The sequence below is a fragment of the Candidatus Paceibacterota bacterium genome, assembly GCA_035438625.1.
GTDB lineage: Bacteria > Patescibacteriota > Minisyncoccia > Phycocordibacterales > DAORIS01 > DAORIS01.
Genome location: DAORIS010000001.1, coordinates 125,424 through 140,356, shown reverse-complemented (window position 1 = coordinate 140,356; position 14,933 = coordinate 125,424). Strand labels below are relative to the sequence as shown.

Below are 14,933 nucleotides of genomic sequence, written 5' to 3'. Positions count from 1 at the left end.
AGCATCAACAGGTGCTTGTGGTCTATATCTTACAGGTTTTGTATTTCCTAACCAAACAAACAAACTTGATGATGTAGTTCGCCTCCAACTCTTCCTCCGAAACATGGAAGGATCAACTATTGGTACAACTGGTTCATATGATGCTGCTACACAAACTGCAGTTCGTGTATTCCAGTCAAAGTATGCAGTAGATATTATCAAGCCTTGGTCTGACGCAGGATTTCTTCCTAGCGCTACTGAGTCAACAGGTAACGTATACCTTACAACACAGCGTAAGATCAACATGCTTGCATGTCCTTCGCTCGTGATCCCAATGCCTGAACTTAAGTAATTTCTTACTTACCAGGATACAAAAAACCACTCCCAAGGGAGTGGTTTTTTGTTTGCTATAGTGTCCGGTGTGTATATTAAAGTTAAAGTACTGGCGGGAGTTAAAAAGGAGATTGTGGTGAAGCAATCAGACACTCATTTTGAAATGTGTGTAAAAGAAAAGCCCGAGAGGAATATGGCTAACAGAAGAATTATTGAGTTGGTAGCAAAAGAATTTTCAGTTCGACCACAACAGGTTCGAATAATTAGCGGGCACCACAGTGGAAGTAAGATTCTCTCGGTTACTCAGTAGTTACTCCGTCAAAATGCTCGTCAGCAGATTCTGCTTCTAATTTTGTTCTATGAATTATTCCGTCTTTGTGGTGTGGAGGAGTGTAGATTGTATAGAGTTTTAATGGTGTTACACCGGTATTGATAATATTGTGCGTTGCGCCAGCCGGGACAATGACCGAGCTCCCATCCATAATTTCATGTGTAACACCGTTGATTATTGCTGTACCAGTTCCATTTTCAATGCGGAAGAATTGATCAACGTCGTGTATTTCTTCACCGATCTCTTCTTCAGGAGAGATGCACATAAGGACAAGTTGGCAGTTTTTTGCTGTGTATAGAACCTTTCTAAAATCCTCATTTTCAAGAGTGAGTTTCTCGATATTTGCTATATATCCTTTCATATATTAATTATGTTATAGATACCTACTATCATACGCCCAGTGCAGTAATGCTTGTCTCTGTTTTGTGTGACAGTGGATATCTCCAGGTCTGCAGTTCTTCTTAATCTGACCAACATGTCTCCGCATTGCTTTCCATCGCTTAACTTGTTTTTCATCCTCTTCAGGTAGTCTCCGTCCGATGAAATATCGTGCATACCACTGAAACCATCCACGTGGGTCATGTTTTTCGTTTATCCAACCTTTTTCTCTCCACACTGAAAGTGGCTGACTTGCGTCGACTTTAAATAGATTAAGTTCTGGATCGTGACCCGGTTGATCAATTGGATGGAATTTTGCGTGTGTAAACCAATCTTTTGGAAATTCGTTTGTGCAATCTCTCATGTATCTTCCGCCAAAAACCCCAAGCTCAAGCATTTGTTTCGGAGTGAGGTCTGGTTTGAAGTCGGGGTGAAAATTTTTTCCTGGCAACTCTGATATTTCATACGTGTAATCAGACTGCATTTTGTCTGAAACCGAAATACTTCTTCTGTGTGTTGCCATATGCTAGTTCAGATACCAAATTGAAAAGTTTAAGTATCCTGCAAATGATACCCAGAGTATATACGGAAGAAGTAGCCATGCAGCTGGTTTTGAAATTCTTGCAAAGAGAACAATGGAACAGAGAATTGCAATCCACAGTACAGACAACTCAAAGAAGGCAAGACCGGTATTTTGTGCTCCAAAAAAGATAATTGACCAGAGTGTGTTTAGGATAAGTTGTGCAATGAAGACGGTAAGCGCAACTTTCACGTCAGTTCGTGCCAGTCCTTTTTTCCAGATTAGAAATGCTGCAATTCCCATAAGCACAAAGAGTGTCGTCCAAACCGGGGCAAATACCCACGATGGGGGATTTAATGCTGGTTTTTCAAGGGATGTATACCAAGTTGGTATTGCTGGGTACGTTGCCAGTGAACCGATTAATCCAGCGGACTGACAGACTACTATTAAGAATAGAAGCTTAAACCAATCTAATTTGTTCATATTAATATAGTAGCACTGTGATAGATAGAAAATAAAAATCGACCACCACAAATCTGTGGTGGTCGATATTTTCTTTTTTAGCGTTTAAGTGTTTCTTCAATGATTCGAGTTACCTCCTTTGGATCAAGGATGCTCCCATTGATTCGAGGGCTACCAGAGATAATGTCACTACCACCCCAGGTCTCCTCGAGTAAATCTCCTTTCTTTGCTTTCTCGGCCTCGTTAAGTGCCTTTAGTATTTTTGGAATAGGAAATGGTACGAACTGAGAGGATCTGCCAATGCTATACGTAAATCTTCCTTCACCACGTTCTCTGACCGATACAAATGCCTGGATCTTATCCCCATATACGCCAATTCTGGCATTTGGTCCTATTTCTCTTACCATGGTCCAGTTACTCCCACCACCGATCTTTTTAAATCGAGTATCGAGTTCGATTTTGTGAGGATTGCCATTGATATAGCCCATGATCCGGTTTCCGACGTCTTCGATGATACCTTCAAACATGTGGTCTACACGTTTGTCCAGACCTCCGTTGGTACGGAACGTGTGATACGGGGCAAACACCCACATGAGCTCTTGAAGAGTACCAAGGTCTTTGGGAAACGGATACGCTCCGCCGGTGGTATCTAGCATGTCTTCCATACTCACTAGACGGTTGAGTGGAGGATTCATGGTGTTAATTGCAAGATGACTATTTTTCAGAATGAAAACTGATAGACAGACATCTTCGTCACAGTCATTTACGTATAAGTGAGCTTTTGGTGACGACAATTCGGTGCAGAAAGTGCAATATAGTCCTGAACGAACTGCGATTAATACCTGAGCACATGTTGCTCGGGTCTCAAGTCTCGACACTTCTTCGTGGTGATTAAAGTTTGCCCAAGGACCCGTAGGATTAAACCGAGGACCTTCCTTTACGTATCCATCAAGTGCAATTGAAAAGGGAGGTGACTGAGTGGTAAATTCCTGCCACGATAAAGGGGCGATCTGAGCCTTAACAACGAGTGAAATCATGACTACTCCTTATCCACAATTGGACCATGTCAGAGTTCTTCCATCACACGATGGAGAGCCTAACTTCTAATAATATTATACACTGAAATATAAAAAAGTCAATATTTATATTCCTGAATACCAATCAAGTAGCACTACTTGGATATCTGGATTGGCATTCTGAACAATATCTGCAAACTTGTTTACGTCACTTAATCCATCTTGTCCGCGATAATGATATGGATATACCTGACGAGGTTTAAATTCTAATACCGCATCAGCTGCTTCTTCGATATCCATGGTAAATGGAGGGTTCATCGGAATAAATGCTATGTCTATATTAGTAAGTGCTCGCATTTCAGGTGTTCCGTCTGTGTCGCCTGCAAAATATACATGTGAGCCATTGCGTTCAATGATATATCCATTTCCTCGTCCTTTGGTGTGTCTACTGTCCTCTGACTCTGGAAGGTTATACATTGGGATTGCTTTGACGGTAAAGCCCTGTATTGATGTAGTTTCATCGTTTTGTAGAACTTGTGCACGTGATGCAAGGGAGGTGGGAAGTAGGTCATACACTGCTTTGGGAACAATAAGTGTTGCCTCTCCAACAATCCTCTCTAATGTGCTTGTGCTGAGGTGGTCGCCGTGGATGTCTGTCACAAGAACAATATCTGTAGATGATGCGCCCATAAGTCTTGATGACGTACCAACCGGATCAACAATAATTCGTGAATTCTCCCACTCAAGCACTGCTGTTGCATGTCCAATTGGGGTTATACGGAGTGAAAGTACCTCATGGTTTTCAACTGTCGGCTCAGCTTGCTTTTCGTTATATATGTATGTGTTAAGGGTATAAAACGCAGCAATTATTAGTAATAAGATTGTCAGAATCCATACTATTGTTTTCATGGTTCTATTGTATGTGAGTGTGGGGAAGATGCAATTTAAATTAAAGTTTTAGTAGTATGCTGTAATAAACAAAAAACTCGAGTTGTTTGCTCGAGTTTTCCTCCTTTCATGTTTGACCCTTTGATGCACCACGGAATGGTGCACGGATCATTTTTGTCTCGAACTGTACTTGTTCTGAACGGATCGATTTCTTCGATCGTCCAGCCCATGTACACCCATTCCGTCGCAGAAGGGAAGTGGCTTCCTGTTGAAGCCGGAATTCCTGTTCTGAAAGCAGAACCCGATGTGTGTAGTGGTGACTCATTATAAATGCATCTCTGATTTCAATCAGAGTGCGAAATGAAACACGTACTTTTTCTACAAAGCCACTTGCCACATCGGTTTGGGATCTAAATAATAGAATACATCATTAATATATTTTGTCAATAGGTTACCTGGAATAATATAAGCCGTTCCGGATTACCATATCCAGAACGGCTTATATCAAACGGCAGACGGTTCTTTTTGAAGGGGTATTGTGAGCATGGTGAACTCATCAGTATTTACACCATTCATTGGTCTTGATGCTTTGACCGTTAAAACGCCACTACTTATTACGAACGAAATCTGTGCTGATTCTATAACTGACGGGCAAATAAATAAGCTCTCATCAGAAATTGGTTCGTTCGGAATCAGAGTGATGCTCATATTCAAGCGGTCGGTTCTCGACCCAGAGATTTCAAGAAGAAGTTGTTGATCGGCCTTGTCAGTATCTGAATTTGAAAAATTACCATGTCTGCTGCTAACAGGTATGCGGAAGCTCCCAGATCTAAACCCTGATACGGCAAGTTGACTGTCAGTTGCGACAATGTGCACATCTTTGTTACCAAACTGAGGTACGGTAACCATAATTCTATCCATGGACCACTCCCTTTCAAAAGAGTTTATATTCCAAGGAGAATACTACAGAAAACAAAGAAATATACAACGTATATAATTTAATTAACACACCCTCGCGTATCTGTGGTGTTAAGGTTGCGATATCCACACCACCATATTTGACATATACCCCCCGGGGGGTATATAGTGTACACATGAAATTAGAAAAAGAAAAATTAGTTAGACATCTCAAAATTATGGAGGGTCAAGTTCGAGGTCTTCAAGAGATGATTGAAAAAGGTACATATTGCATCGATGTTATTACACAAGCATCTGCTGTAAAACAGGGCTTATCAAATGTTGAAGATAAGCTTTTAGAGCATCATCTTAGTCATTGTCTTGTAAATCAAATTAAGGAAGGAAAGTCTGCCAAAGCAACAGAAGAAATTATTAAGGTGTATCGCTTAAAAAGAAAATAATATGAAAGTGTCAATCTATTTAGCATCAGGCCTTGTAGTTGTTGGTGTGGTTTTGGGTGTTGTCTTTGGGTACTACCTTACTCCAGAATATAAGACTTCAATGTTTGAAAAGAACTCTATGAGTTTGGGTCAGGCCGATAGGACATTTGATTTGAGATATATAAATGCCATGATTTCCCACCATCGTGGTGCAATGCTACTTGCAGAACAACTCAGCAAAAATACCACCCGAACAGAAATGAAGATCTTGTCGGATAATATTTTAAACGATGAGCCAAAGGCAATTGCTGAACTATACACATGGAAGAAGGAATGGTACGGGGACACAAAAAAGGTTAGAGATCCTATTGTGGCAAATCTTGGTCCTGCGGGTGATACGTTTGATATACGCTTCCTTAATGCCATCATTGCTCATCATGAGGCGGGTATAGATATGACAAAAGAAACGAGACTAAAATCAAGCCGAGCGGAGATATTGGATAATGCAAATGCCGTCGAGACGTTCCTTTCAAACGGGTTAGAAACACTTATGGGACTTAGAAGTGCTTGGTACAACATCTAATAGCCATGACTACACAAATCTTAAAAGTTAAAGGGATGCATTGTGCGAGTTGCGCCTCAATTATCACCAAGAAACTTTCCACCTTGCCACATGTTCGATCCGTCAACGTAAATTACGGGAATGAAAAGGCTAAAATTGATTACGACGACAGTCAGGTTTCAGTTCATTCCTTGAATGAAGAAATAAGTAAACTTGGATATTCACTTGTACCTGAAAAAGATCAAATCAATAGTGAGCATAACCATACAGCAATGAAAGGAAATGAGTTAGATGAACTCAAACACAAAACAGAGTTTATAATCCCAGTCACGCTTGTAGTGTTTGGTCTCATGATGTGGGATATTCTTGCCCGGACAACGACGTGGATGCCAAATCTACCTATTCCGATGGAGCTTTTTAACACTATTTCAATGGTGTTGGCTACTGTTGCGTTGTTTTGGGTCGGTAAGCCATATTTGCTAGGGGTGACCAGGTTTATGAAACACAGAGTTGCAAACATGGACACACTTATCGGTCTCGGTACACTTGTTGCATACACATATAGCATTCTCGTCACACTTCTACCTTCTCTTGGTACATTACTGCGTGTTCCTGAGTACACATACTTTGACGTCACTATTGTCGTTATTGGTTTTATAACACTTGGTAAATATCTTGAGGCACGATCAAAAAAGAAGACTGGCGATGCTATTGAAAAATTGTTAAATCTCCAAGCAAAAACAGCCATTGTCATTCGTGATGGTAAAGAAACTGAGGTGAAGATTGATGAAGTAGTGCATGGTGACAAGATTGTTATAAAGCCGGGCAGTAAGATCCCTGTCGATGGATTGGTTCTTGAAGGTAACTCGTTTGTAGATGAATCAATGGTTACCGGTGAGCCGATTCCTATTGAAAAAAAGAACGGTGACACTGTTGTTGCTGGAACAATCAATACTAGCGGTTCATTTGTATTTGAAGCTAAAAAGGTTGGCAAAGAAACTTTGTTATCTCAGATTATAAAAATGGTTGAAGAGGCACAAGGGAGTAAAGCACCTATTGAGGCCCTTGCAGACAAGATCTCTGGTTTTTTTGTACCGATCGTTCTGGTTATTGCGTTTATCTCTCTTGTGGTATGGCTCTCTGTCGGCTCTCAATTCATTGGTTTTTCACAAGCGATGTCGCTTGGGATTCTCTCGTTTGTGAGTGTGCTTGTTATAGCTTGTCCATGTGCTCTGGGTCTTGCAACTCCCACTGCAATTATTGTTGGTGTTGGTAAGGGTGCCCGAAATGGAATCCTTATTAAGGACGCGTCGTCACTTGAGCATTTGCATAAGGCGGATACTGTGGTGGTAGATAAAACAGGTACTATTACGATTGGTAAACCTACGGTGGTTAATATTCATAACGTGTCTCAGTTAACTGAAGATGATTTCATACGCATTATCTCGTCACTCGAAAGTAAATCTGAGCATCCAATTGCACACGCAATTACACAGTATGCACAAAATAAAAATATATCTTTAGTTAAACCATCAAACTTCTCAATCATTCAAGGCAAGGGTCTCAAAGGTGTGATTGACGGTACTGAGTATTTTATTGGAAATGCTCAATTGATCCGTGAACTTAAAATTTCATTCGATCAAAATCAATTAGAACAGTATACGTCTGAAGGGAAGACCCCGGTGCTTATAAGCACCAAAAATGATTTTCTTGGCTTTGTTATGGTTGCAGATGAGGTGAAGAAAGAATCAAAAGAAGCAATTGCGAGTCTGCATAAACTTGGAATAAAAGTAATTATGCTTACTGGTGATGACGAGAAGGCAGCAAAATATATAGCTTCTCAGGTTGGAATTGATGAAGTAATTGCCCACGTGTTGCCGCAGGATAAGATGGATAAAATTAAAGCACTGCAGGCACAGGGGAAAATTGTAGCAATGGCTGGAGACGGTGTGAATGATGCGCCAGCACTTGCCCAGGCAAATGTTGGTATCGCCATGGGGACAGGAACGGATGTGGCAATTGAATCTGCCGGTGTAACACTTCTCCATGGGGATATTTCTAAACTTGTAAAAGCTATTAAACTCTCGAAGATCACCATGCGGGGGATTAAGCAGAACCTCTTCTGGGCGTTTATCTATAACATTGTTGGAATTCCACTTGCTGCTGGTTTGTTTTATCCCGTCTTTGGGTGGTTATTAAATCCGATATTTGCTGGATTTGCTATGGCTATGTCATCAGTTTCTGTGGTATCAAACTCGCTACGGATAAAGGCTAAAAAATTATAAGAGAATACGTACTCGTCGCTAATTACTATGACTACACAACAAACACAAAAATATACTTTTCATGTACATGGTATGCACTGCAATGCCTGTGTATTCATGACTGAAAGTGAGCTAGGTAATTTACCTAATATCACTCATGTAAAATCAAGTCTTAAAAATCATTCAGTCGAAGTTACTGGAGATTTTGGTAACAAGACTGAAGTACAAATTGCAGAAGAGCTAACGCTACCTTTAAAGCCACACGGATACACTGTATCAGTTGAAAAAAAGCAGCACATGGCTACGTGGGGGGATTTCAAGATTGCGGTCCCTGTTGCTCTCAGTTTTGCCGCACTCTTTGTTGTGTTACAGAAAATGGGAATTGTAAATCTTGTGAAAGTTGGCAATGTAACCTTCGGCACATCATTTGTGATTGGTATCATTGCGTCACTTTCAACCTGTATGGCAGTTGTTGGTGGACTAGTCCTTTCAATGTCTGCTACGTTTGCAAAAGAGGGCGACAAGGTTAGGCCGCAGATTATGTTCCATGTTGGTAGAATAATTACATTTTTTATTCTCGGTGGAGTGATTGGGGTAATTGGATCAGCATTTACTCTGAATACATCAGCAACTTTTGCTTTGAGTTTAATCATTGGAATCGTCATGCTTATTCTTGGTGTTAATCTTCTCGATACTTTCCATTGGGCAAAGAAGTTACAACCGACAATGCCAAGGTTTATTGCTACACATGCTCACAGGGTGTCAAAGTTCAACCACACGCTTACGCCACTCCTTGTTGGTATGGCAACATTCTTTCTTCCGTGTGGATTCACTCAGTCAATGCAGTTGTATACACTGTCTACCGGAAGTTTTCTAACTGGAGGTCTTACTATGCTTGCTTTTGCTTTGGGAACACTTCCAGTACTTGCTTTGATTAGCTTCAGCTCATTCAGTATTCAAAAGAGTGCAAAAGCAGGTGTGTTCTTCAAAACTGCAGGACTGATAGTTATTATGTTTGCACTCTTTAATCTTGTTAATAGTCTGGTAGTAATTGGAGTAATACCGCCAGTATTTAACTTTTAGTATAATTCCAATTATGAAAGCAATTATTATTTCAATCATCGTAGCAATAGCAATCATCGGGGGAGTATTTATGCTCACCAGAAGTGGTAACACTGGGCAAGTTGCAAATGTAAACAATGTCAGCATTGTTGATGGAAAACAAATAATTGAAATAAATGCCAAGGGTGGCTATCAGCCTCGAAAGAGTATTGCCAAGGCGGGTATTCATACAATCATTAGATTTAATACGAAGGGAACTTTTGATTGCTCATCATCAGTCCGTATCTCGAGCTTAAATATAACCAAGTCATTACCCCAATCGGGAACAACAGATATAGACATTGGTAGTGGTCAGCCAGGAACGCTTAAGGGGTCGTGTGGAATGGGTATGTATCCATTTGAGGTAGAGTTTCAGACAAGTTAGAGAAGGTCAAAACCTTAAAGTATTTGGTAGGAAATAAAACCTCACGCAACATGAGGTTTTATTATGAGTGCTCCCGCAATTATCTCTTTTCCGAACTGTATAAAATGCATCCGTTAATTAAAATTAGTATGGAAAAGTTTCAGAAGTTTAGGTTTATATAAAACGAAAGCCTCACAACCGAGTGGCCGTGAGGCATTTCGATTGTGAGGTGTGGATGAATGTTCAGTGCCAGTCGGAGATCTTCATTCCGCGCTCCGTCCGCATGAAACAAAGGAACGTAGAGAGCATGTCCCGCGTCTTGGCAGTCAGCATGTAGCGGAGCGCCTTCTGATCAGTCTCATCAAGCTTCGGCAAGTTGTCGTTGAATGACTTCATCATGTCCGCAACCTTCCGTTCAATCTCGATGAGATTCTTATCGAGAGCCTTTCGACCCTTGGCCTTCCGGCACAGTTCGTTTTCTTGCTTTACGAATTGCACTAACTCATCAAAGGTGAGCATAATCCTTCTCCTTTCCGGCGAAATTGCCAGGTATTAATATACTATATATAAGTAGATTTGTCTATAGTGAACCTTGAATTCTAACTTGAAGTGTAATTAGAGTGATTACTTAGTATGTATTTGTAAATATACTAGTCTTTTGTCTTGAAACCAATTGTATTATATTTAGATTGAAGTTCATTAATCTTCTGTTCTAAATAATTTTTTAGCTCGTCAGCCTTTTTATTATAATATTCAGATTCTTTTGAAAAGTAATAAGTTTTTGTAAAGTTATGATCAGATAAATATAATTCAATTAATTTAAGTTTGGCAATATTAGTTTTATCTAGATCAGTTTTTACACTCGTCCAAATATCAGGGAATATAAAAAATATTTCTGTGCTTTCTATTTTAAACCAAGCACAAGAAGATAATTTTTTAAGATCGTATTTCCAAACACTAATCTGTTTAACTACTGGTAAATACATAAATACATAAATACATTGCTCAGGGTCGTGGACGAAATAACTACCTACTTCCGGACCACAAGTAACTACCATTATATTCCAAATTTGAAAGACGGGATCTATCCGTTGGTCCGGCCGAGAAGCGAGGAGTTAGCGGCAGTCTCATAAAAAAGGTAAAATGATAAATATGGAAATTACTAAATTAGGCCATTGTTGCCTCCTCATAGAAACCAAAGGAAAAAGGATACTCACCGATCCAGGAAGTTACACCATTGAAGCTCATTCAAAGCTTGAGGATATTGATTACATTCTTTTTACACACGAACACCAAGATCACTACCACCTCGAATCCCTTAAGGTAATTTTAGAGAAAAATCCTCAAGCGGTAATCTATACAAATAATTCGGTAAGTGAACTCTTAACAAAGGAAGGTGTAAAGCACACACCGGTTAATCATGGCGACAAGGTGATGCTTGGAGAAATTTCAGTCGATGGTATTGGCGAGAAGCATGCTCAGATGCATAGCACCATTCCGCTATCATCAAACCTCGGATTCTTTATTGAGAATAAATTGTGGTATCCAGGTGATGCATTTACTAATCCAGAGAGATCGGTAGAAGTTCTAGCGCTTCCAGTTTCTGGTCCTTGGATGAAACTTAGCGAGGCTATTGATTACGCTCTTTTACTTAAACCAAAGAAAGCATTTCCGGTACACGATGGTACTCGATTTGGCTCAGCTCATGTGTTACCTGTAAAAATACTAGAACCTCAAGGTATTGAATTTATTGTGATGGCTGAAGGAGATTCAAGGGAATTCTAGGGCAACTTATCCACATTTTGAGTTAGTTTACATTGCTTGACGAGATGTAAGCAAACATATATACTTTGTTTACATTCAAAAAAAGATGTAAGCAAACATGAAAAACCTAGAAATTGGACAACTTAAACAGCAGCCTGAAGGATTCAAAGCTTTCATTCCAGCACCTTTTCCGCCAAAAGGTGGCTTTGAGTTTGATCCAAAAATCCTAAAAAAAAGTGACGAGGCTACTCGACTCCTCGGTAAACTCGACGGTATCACTAAACTTCTACCAGATGTAGATTTCTTTTTGAGTATGTATCTCCGTAAAGATGCTGCGTCTTCAAGTCAGATCGAGGGAACTATGGCAACAATGATTGATGCGATAGAGGCTGAAGTGCAACCAAGCGCAAATATTCCGCAAGATGTTGATGATATTTTGCATTACATCAAAGCTCTTCATTACGGAATGAAAAGGGTCCAACAAGATGATTTTCCAATGGCACTTCGCTTTATTCGAGAGCTTCACAAGCAGTTGATGGATAAGGCACGAACAACACATCATGCTGATCCTGGAGAATTTAGAAAATCTCAAAACTGGATTGGTGGCACAAGACCAGATAATGCTAGGTTCGTCCCTCCTCCTGTTGAAGAAATGCATAAGGCGCTTACTGACCTAGAGAAATTTATGCACTCGGATGATACCACTTTGACCTTGATCAAGGCGGCTCTTATTCATGCTCAGTTTGAAACTATTCACCCATTTCTCGATGGTAATGGTCGAACAGGCCGCATGCTCATAACCTTTTATCTTTGGAAAGAGGGCTATCTAGAAAAGCCGGTCCTATTCCTGTCTTCTTACTTCAAGAAACATCAAAAGATCTATTACGAGCGACTGTTTGGGTACCACTTTGGTTCTACGGCAGACTGGGTTGATTTCTTCCTTGACGGCGTAGTTGAAATTGCTAATGAAGCTATAGATATCGTTGGGAAAATCACAACTCTTCGTGAAAAAGATGTTTTGAAGATTCAAACACTTGGTAAACGAGCTTCGGAAAGTGCCGCTCTTGTCTTGCCTAAACTCTATGAGCAGCCGATCGTAAATGTTGCAACTGTGCAAAAATGGACAGGTTTTTCTCGTGTTGGTGCCCAAGCCTTGATCAATCGCTTTATCGATATGGGAATCCTTTCTCCGAAAGACAAGGATAAGAAGTATGGTCAATCATACATATATAAAAAATATGTAGATATTTTCTCTGAATAAAATTATGAATCCTGTTGCAAACCAAAACCAAAAAGAAACCTACATCAAGTGCAAGAAATGCGGCACTGAGATTCTCTCTATTACGAACGGTAATTTAACCCCATGTAAATGCGGGGCTATTTCTGTTGATGGTTCAAAAGATCTTGTAAGGGTTCTCGGTAAGCCGGAAGACTACGAGGAAATCCAAAAATAATTATGGCAAAATCTGCGAATTCAAATCTACATCGAGCAGCGAAAATGAAAAATGACGAATTTTATACTCGTCTTGCTGATATCGAAAAAGAATTGAAACATTACAAGGATCAGTTTAAAGGCAAAGTTGTCTATTGTAATTGCGATGATCCTTTTGAGAGTAATTTCTTCAAATATTTTGCAGCAAATTTTAATGTACTCGGATTAAAGAGACTCATTGCTACTAGCTACAAACCATCTCCAATTGCGAACACACAACTTGGTCTTTTTGGGGATGAGGAAAACTTAACAAAACCTAAGGGTCGTCCAAAGGTAACTGCTAACAAACTAATCATTAACGAGGTAAGGGATGTAGATGGTGACGGTGCTTTTGATTTGCATGATATTGCTGAACAACTTAAGGCAAACAAGAATAATGAGTGGGCGCCCCTTAAAGGTGAAGGAGATTTTAGAAGCGAAGAAAGTATTGGGTTGTTGAAACAGGCTGATATCGTAGTAACAAATCCACCCTTCTCTCTATTTCGCGAATATATTTCTCAATTGATGGAATATAAAAAGAAATTTTTAATCATTGGTAACGACAATGCGATTTCGTATAAAGAATTCTTTGAATTTGTGAGACAGAATAAAATATGGAATGGTTACGGGAAGGTAAAAGAATTCATTCAACCCGACGGTACTACGAAAAAATTCGGCAATATCGGTTGGTACACTAATCTGGACACAATAAAACGATACGAAAAATTAACACTCTATAAGAAGTACGATCCAAAAAATTATCCTAAATATGATAACTACAAAGCAATTGAGGTATCGAAAGTCACCGATATTCCTTTAGGCTACGAAGGAGTAATGGGTGTACCAGTAACTTTTCTTGATAAATATAATCCGGACCAATTTGAGATATTGGGAATAACCGATAGGGATCCAAATAATAAACATCGGGTCAAAATGTACACAAAAAAAGACTCCCCCAAATACAATGACTTGAATCGGCGTGCTGCAATTAAGATTAACGGTGAACTGAGACCTACCTATGCACGACTATTAATAAAATCAAAAAAATAATATGAAAATCGATTTACATAAAATTTCAGTGCGCAAAGTGGTTGATGGCTATAAAGACAGCAATGAGGAAGGTGTGGTGGCGTATGGCGGCAAACTTGATGTCCGTCCCAAATATCAGCGAGAGTTTGTGTATAAACCAGAACAGCGTAATGCCGTAATGCATACTATCCGTCACCAGTTTCCTCTCAATGTTATGTATTGGATAGAAAATAGTTCAGGAAACTTTGAAGTGCTTGACGGTCAGCAACGCACTTTGAGTATTTGTCAGTACGTCAATGGTGATTATTCAATTAACGATCGCTATTTTCATAACCTTACAAAAGAGGAGAAGGATCAAATATTGGACTACGAGTTAATGGTCTATTTCTGTGATGGTACGGATAAAGAGCGTATTGAATGGTTCGATGTTATTAATACGGCTGGTGAAAAGCTCACACCGCAGGAGTTACTCAATGCCGTTTACACCGGTCCTTGGCTTTCAGATGCAAAACTCAAATTTAGTAAATCAAATTGTGCCGCATATCTTTTAGCAAATGATGGCGGTGCATTGCTCACCGGTTCACCAATTCGACAAGAATATTTAGAGACCGCGCTTTCGTGGATCAATGATGGAGATGTAGCTGGCTATATGGCTAAGCACCAGCATGACAAAAACGCAGATAAACTATGGCAATACTTCCAGGATGTAATAGCGTGGGTGCGAGAGACCTTCACCAACCATCGCAAAGAAATGGCAAATGTAAATTGGGGTGAACTGTACAACAAATACAAGGATAAAAAGTTAAATGCCAAAAAATTGGAGGAAGAAGTTACTAAACTTATGCAAGATGACGACGTGACGAAGAAATCAGGTATTTACCCATACGTCCTTACCGGAGATGATAAACATCTTTCAATCCGAGCTTTCAACGACAAAATGAAGCGTGAGGCATATGAGCGACAGAAAGGCGTTTGCCCATGGTGTAAAAAAGAGAAGAAAGAAAAACAAAAGTGGGGTATCGAAGAAATGGAGGCGGATCACATCACCCCATGGCATGAAGGCGGTAGAACATTAGCTGAAAATTGTCAGATGCTTTGTAAAGACCATAACCGGACCAAGTCTGGTAAATAAAA

At 39.8% G+C, this 14,933-nt stretch carries 21 protein-coding genes; 12 read left to right on the top strand and 9 right to left on the bottom strand.

Annotated elements, in window-relative coordinates; all coding sequences use genetic code 11:
* The coding region (locus tag PLF31_00770) for a peptidoglycan-binding domain-containing protein (protein ID HRH25997.1) at positions 1-331 on the top strand (331 nt) is incomplete at its 5' end.
* Between the two features lie 69 nt (positions 332-400).
* The gene (locus tag PLF31_00765) at positions 401-622 is read left to right on the top strand and encodes a DUF167 domain-containing protein (GenBank protein HRH25996.1); all 222 of its coding nucleotides are present in this window, start codon (positions 401-403) and stop codon (positions 620-622) included.
* Here PLF31_00765 and PLF31_00760 read toward each other — a convergent pair.
* From PLF31_00760 to PLF31_00730, 7 genes are all read right to left on the bottom strand, one after another.
* Positions 612-1,004 (bottom strand): cupin domain-containing protein, encoded by a 393-nt coding sequence (locus PLF31_00760; protein ID HRH25995.1) that lies wholly within the window; start codon positions 1,002-1,004, stop codon positions 612-614. The genes PLF31_00765 and PLF31_00760 overlap by 11 nt on opposite strands.
* 12 nt (positions 1,005-1,016) lie before the next feature.
* Positions 1,017-1,544 (bottom strand): hypothetical protein, encoded by a 528-nt coding sequence (locus PLF31_00755; protein ID HRH25994.1) that lies wholly within the window; start codon positions 1,542-1,544, stop codon positions 1,017-1,019.
* Positions 1,545-1,547: 3 nt separating this feature from the next.
* Entirely contained in the window at positions 1,548-2,024 is a 477-nt protein-coding gene (locus tag PLF31_00750) for a tryptophan-rich sensory protein (protein HRH25993.1), read from the bottom strand.
* A 77-nt stretch (positions 2,025-2,101) separates the two neighbouring features.
* Positions 2,102-3,040, bottom strand: coding sequence for a hypothetical protein (locus tag PLF31_00745; protein ID HRH25992.1), 939 nt, complete (start codon positions 3,038-3,040; stop codon positions 2,102-2,104).
* A 105-nt stretch (positions 3,041-3,145) separates the two neighbouring features.
* Positions 3,146-3,928, bottom strand: a complete 783-nt coding sequence (locus PLF31_00740; protein HRH25991.1) for an MBL fold metallo-hydrolase — start codon at positions 3,926-3,928, stop codon at positions 3,146-3,148.
* Positions 3,929-4,034: 106 nt separating this feature from the next.
* Positions 4,035-4,304: a hypothetical protein gene (locus PLF31_00735; protein HRH25990.1), complete on the bottom strand. Its 270-nt coding sequence runs from the start codon at positions 4,302-4,304 to the stop codon at positions 4,035-4,037.
* A 107-nt stretch (positions 4,305-4,411) separates the two neighbouring features.
* Complete coding sequence (locus PLF31_00730) at positions 4,412-4,828, bottom strand: hypothetical protein (protein ID HRH25989.1); 417 nt, start codon at positions 4,826-4,828, stop codon at positions 4,412-4,414.
* A 173-nt stretch (positions 4,829-5,001) separates the two neighbouring features.
* Between PLF31_00730 and PLF31_00725 the strand changes: the two genes are divergently transcribed.
* From PLF31_00725 to PLF31_00705, 5 genes are read left to right on the top strand one after another with little or no spacing between them, the layout of a single operon-like run.
* On the top strand, positions 5,002-5,265 hold the full coding sequence (locus PLF31_00725; protein ID HRH25988.1) for a metal-sensitive transcriptional regulator: 264 nt from the start codon (positions 5,002-5,004) through the stop codon (positions 5,263-5,265).
* A 1-nt stretch (position 5,266) separates the two neighbouring features.
* On the top strand, positions 5,267-5,827 hold the full coding sequence (locus PLF31_00720) for a DUF305 domain-containing protein (GenBank protein ID HRH25987.1): 561 nt from the start codon (positions 5,267-5,269) through the stop codon (positions 5,825-5,827).
* 5 nt (positions 5,828-5,832) lie between these two features.
* Complete coding sequence (locus tag PLF31_00715; GenBank protein ID HRH25986.1) at positions 5,833-8,091, top strand: heavy metal translocating P-type ATPase; 2,259 nt, start codon at positions 5,833-5,835, stop codon at positions 8,089-8,091.
* A gap of 27 nt (positions 8,092-8,118) precedes the next feature.
* Positions 8,119-9,153 carry a sulfite exporter TauE/SafE family protein gene (locus PLF31_00710; protein ID HRH25985.1) on the top strand — a complete coding sequence of 345 codons (1,035 nt, stop codon included), beginning with the start codon at positions 8,119-8,121 and terminating at the stop codon, positions 9,151-9,153.
* Positions 9,154-9,166: 13 nt separating this feature from the next.
* Positions 9,167-9,556 carry a cupredoxin domain-containing protein gene (locus tag PLF31_00705; protein HRH25984.1) on the top strand — a complete coding sequence of 130 codons (390 nt, stop codon included), beginning with the start codon at positions 9,167-9,169 and terminating at the stop codon, positions 9,554-9,556.
* Between the two features lie 222 nt (positions 9,557-9,778).
* Here PLF31_00705 and PLF31_00700 read toward each other — a convergent pair whose 3' ends face one another.
* Both PLF31_00700 and PLF31_00695 read right to left on the bottom strand, forming a co-directional pair.
* The gene (locus PLF31_00700) at positions 9,779-10,054 is read right to left on the bottom strand and encodes a hypothetical protein (GenBank protein ID HRH25983.1); all 276 of its coding nucleotides are present in this window, start codon (positions 10,052-10,054) and stop codon (positions 9,779-9,781) included.
* A gap of 131 nt (positions 10,055-10,185) precedes the next feature.
* Positions 10,186-10,521, bottom strand: coding sequence for a hypothetical protein (locus PLF31_00695; GenBank protein HRH25982.1), 336 nt, complete (start codon positions 10,519-10,521; stop codon positions 10,186-10,188).
* Between the two features lie 166 nt (positions 10,522-10,687).
* On the opposite strand from PLF31_00695, the gene PLF31_00690 reads away from it, so the two are divergent.
* From PLF31_00690 to PLF31_00670, 5 genes are all read left to right on the top strand, one after another.
* Positions 10,688-11,320, top strand: coding sequence for an MBL fold metallo-hydrolase (locus PLF31_00690; protein ID HRH25981.1), 633 nt, complete (start codon positions 10,688-10,690; stop codon positions 11,318-11,320).
* A 97-nt stretch (positions 11,321-11,417) separates the two neighbouring features.
* A complete protein-coding gene (locus tag PLF31_00685) occupies positions 11,418-12,560 on the top strand; it encodes a Fic family protein (GenBank protein HRH25980.1) in 1,143 nt (380 codons plus the stop codon).
* A 4-nt stretch (positions 12,561-12,564) separates the two neighbouring features.
* Positions 12,565-12,753: a hypothetical protein gene (locus tag PLF31_00680; GenBank protein ID HRH25979.1), complete on the top strand. Its 189-nt coding sequence runs from the start codon at positions 12,565-12,567 to the stop codon at positions 12,751-12,753.
* A 2-nt stretch (positions 12,754-12,755) separates the two neighbouring features.
* Complete coding sequence (locus tag PLF31_00675; GenBank protein HRH25978.1) at positions 12,756-13,820, top strand: adenine-specific methyltransferase EcoRI family protein; 1,065 nt, start codon at positions 12,756-12,758, stop codon at positions 13,818-13,820.
* 1 nt (position 13,821) lies between these two features.
* Positions 13,822-14,931 (top strand): DUF262 domain-containing protein, encoded by a 1,110-nt coding sequence (locus PLF31_00670; protein HRH25977.1) that lies wholly within the window; start codon positions 13,822-13,824, stop codon positions 14,929-14,931.
* Positions 14,932-14,933: the final 2 nt, after the last annotated feature.